The sequence below is a fragment of the Synechococcus sp. R6-7 genome, assembly GCF_047461695.1.
Taxonomy (GTDB): domain Bacteria; phylum Cyanobacteriota; class Cyanobacteriia; order Thermostichales; family Thermostichaceae; genus Thermostichus.
The window spans coordinates 1-2,774 of record NZ_JANSHS010000446.1 but is presented as its reverse complement, the minus strand read 5'-3'; the positions used below and the strand labels follow the sequence as shown (position 1 = coordinate 2,774).

2 protein-coding genes are annotated in these 2,774 nt (G+C 58.4%); one reads left to right on the top strand and one right to left on the bottom strand.

The genetic code is table 11. From position 1 onward, the window contains the following. The first annotated feature begins 280 nt into the window (after window positions 1-280). Window positions 281-1,276, top strand: coding sequence for a hypothetical protein (locus tag NW815_RS12470; RefSeq protein ID WP_414351221.1), 996 nt, complete (start codon window positions 281-283; stop codon window positions 1,274-1,276). Between the two features lie 422 nt (window positions 1,277-1,698). On the opposite strand, the gene NW815_RS12465 is transcribed toward NW815_RS12470, so the two are convergent. After that, window positions 1,699-2,774 (bottom strand): aminotransferase class V-fold PLP-dependent enzyme (locus tag NW815_RS12465; protein ID WP_414416077.1); only part of this gene is annotated, 1,076 nt, incomplete at its 5' end.

Here is a 2,774-nt window from a genome sequence, read left to right as displayed (position 1 = left end):
ATTCCTCCCGGCACTGACCCTACGGGTACAATGCGGGGCTCCTGCGATTTCTAGCTGAACCGAGGCTCACGGTATAGTGGTTCAGGCGAATCCGATGAGTGCAGAGGGATCCCCGCCCATCCTCAACTCAGTCCGGTTGGGTTTAACCCTCGCCAAGGTGTCTGTTGTGGAGAGGAGATGAATGCTGAAGCCAAAGCATGCCTGCCGGCCCCTGCTGCCGACTTGTGGGAGCTCGGATTCCCCTATCGAAAAAGGATGCTCTGTTGTAGCTTATACAGCCTTGGCCATTTTAGCGCTTGGCTTGGTCGGTTGCGGCGAGGGAACAACTCCTCTGGGCCCCCTGGAAAATGTCTTCCTGCGGGCGGATGATTTTGAAATCACAGGAGGATCCCCGGCAGCGGGCGCAGTGGGGCCCTACCTACAGTTCAACATGCGGCGGCAGCGGGATAACCAAATCCTAAATCGCCCCCTTAATGTCTATGTGGACAATGCCGGGCTGGCAGAAAGGCGGAATCCCCTTTTGGATAACCAAAACCGTCCTATTCTCTTACAGCGCTCGGTGGCCTTCTTGGGCAATGGGCTGGATCTGAACAGAGATGGCCAGCCGGATCTGCCCCCCAAAGAACCCCCCAACTTCACCAGTGGCCCGCTGCTGCCCTACACCCCGCCCAATCAGTGGCAAAGCCGGGCTGCCCTTGCCTATGTCCCCGGACAGGCCAATATCCCCGGACGGAGTCCCAGCGACCGCTTTGGCATCTACTTTTCTTCCATCCTGCCCTACACCGGGCAGCTTCGCTTTCGCGCCCGCGACGAGCTGGGCAATGCCTTTGCCCGCACCTTTGAGGTCACCTACCCGCCGGCAGCCAGCCGCGCCACGGTCACGGTTACCTTGGCCAACCTCACCGCCACTGCCCAAGAGCCGGTTCTCATTGCCATTTGTAACCAGTTGGGAGCTGCTGCCGTGGTGGGCCTGCGGAGTGGCACGTTCACCGAGCTGGTGGATCTCCTGCCGGCCCCAGGGCTGCCGGTGGATCCCACCTTGAGCGAGCCCATCCGCTATGTGGCCGAGGCTTATCAATTTAACCGCGATCGAGCCGTCATCCGCGTTTCCCAGAATCCCACGGATCCCAGCCGCATGAGTGTTCCTCTACTGGGATTTGAAGGGACAACCGGTCGGGCAGATCTGACGCTGGTGAACTCTGTAGGGGATCGGCTTACCTGCTTCAACGATCGGCTTTCGGATCTGCGGGATACGTTTTCTGACTTTTTCAGATAGTCAATTCAAATAGCAATGAGACACTGGCCAGTAGAATAGTCCGACTCGCAAAAGCAGGCCTTGTCACTTCATCAACAGAAGTTCCTCCATCTGCATGCATCCTTGCCCTCTTGAAAGCACTGCGGTCGCTTCAAACTAGATTGAGACGCTCCCCAAGCGTTCCGCGCTGCTTTTACCGACTCCCATACCCTTCCCTTCCGCTGTATGACCGGCTTTGTACGTCTGTGGGTCTGCTCCCTTCCTGGACATGCCCTACGACTCTCTCTCAGGTCAAGGCTTCTTTCTGAGGTCTACTGGCATGCCATCCTACCTGTAACGTCATCTCATCCTCAACTGAATTGACCATAGATCTGGAATCGTTTTACTGGTGTGCGAAGCAACTATACTTTCAATGTCGTGAAAGCGGCTCAACCGACAAAACCTCAGGGCAGATGCTGCAAGGCCAGCGCCAACTGTTCATACTCTGCCAAACGGTTGTAGACCTGGGCCGAGATGCGTACCCAAAGCTGCCCGGCGAAGGGGATGATCGGAACCTCAATGCGGTACTTGTACCAGAGGTAATCGTGAAGCCGACGGGCGCGCTCCTCAAGAGGAAGCTCAGGGATCCACTGCTGCCAAAATGGCGGCAAGGGTAGGGTGGCCATAAAGCCCAACATCTTTTCGGGGGCGGGCGGGATCCCCTCAAGAGCCTCCAAGAGCAACTGCCGCGCCTGCAGCAGCAGAGTGTGGTTGTGCTGACGGATGTTGTCCAGTCCCACCCCTTGGATAAACGCCAGGGCTGCTGAAATGGCCAACCAAGCGCTGGGATCCCGTGTGCCCACCCAGTCGAACTCCGCTGTGAACCCTTGCCCATAGCCGTGGGAGATCACCGTAGGATGAGTTTGGGCCTGTCGATAGGGGGCCACCCACAAAAAGGCACAGCCTTTCGGGGCAAACAGCCACTTGTGGGCATTGCCGGTGTACCAATCGGCTCCTAGCTTTTCCAACTCCAAGGGGAGAACTCCGGGGGCATGGGCGCCATCCACCAAAACCGGGATCCCGCGCTCCCGACAGAGGCCGATCAGCTCAGGCAGGGGGTAGATCAGAGCCGTAGGCGAGGTGAGGTGATCCAACACCGCCAAACGGGTTTGGGGGGTGAGGATGGCCTCGAAGGCGGCGATAACCTGCTCTGGCCCCGCAATGGGGAAAGGGATCTGCGCCTCAACTGGGATGGCTCCCCACTGGGCACAGATGTACTGCAATGCCTGACGAACGGCCCCGTAACCGTGATTGGTGCAGGCGATCTGATCCTCTGGCCGGAACCGCAGCGAGCGCAAAACGGCATTGACCCCGCTGGTGGCATTTTCCACAAACACCAAATTTTCGGGTTCGGCCCCGACGAAATGGGCCAGTTCTGCTGCCGCCGCCCGCAAGGCTCGAGGAAGTTCCTCTCCCATAAACTGCACCGGCTGAGCCTCAAGGCGTTCCCGCCATACACTCTGGGCCTGCAACACCTTTT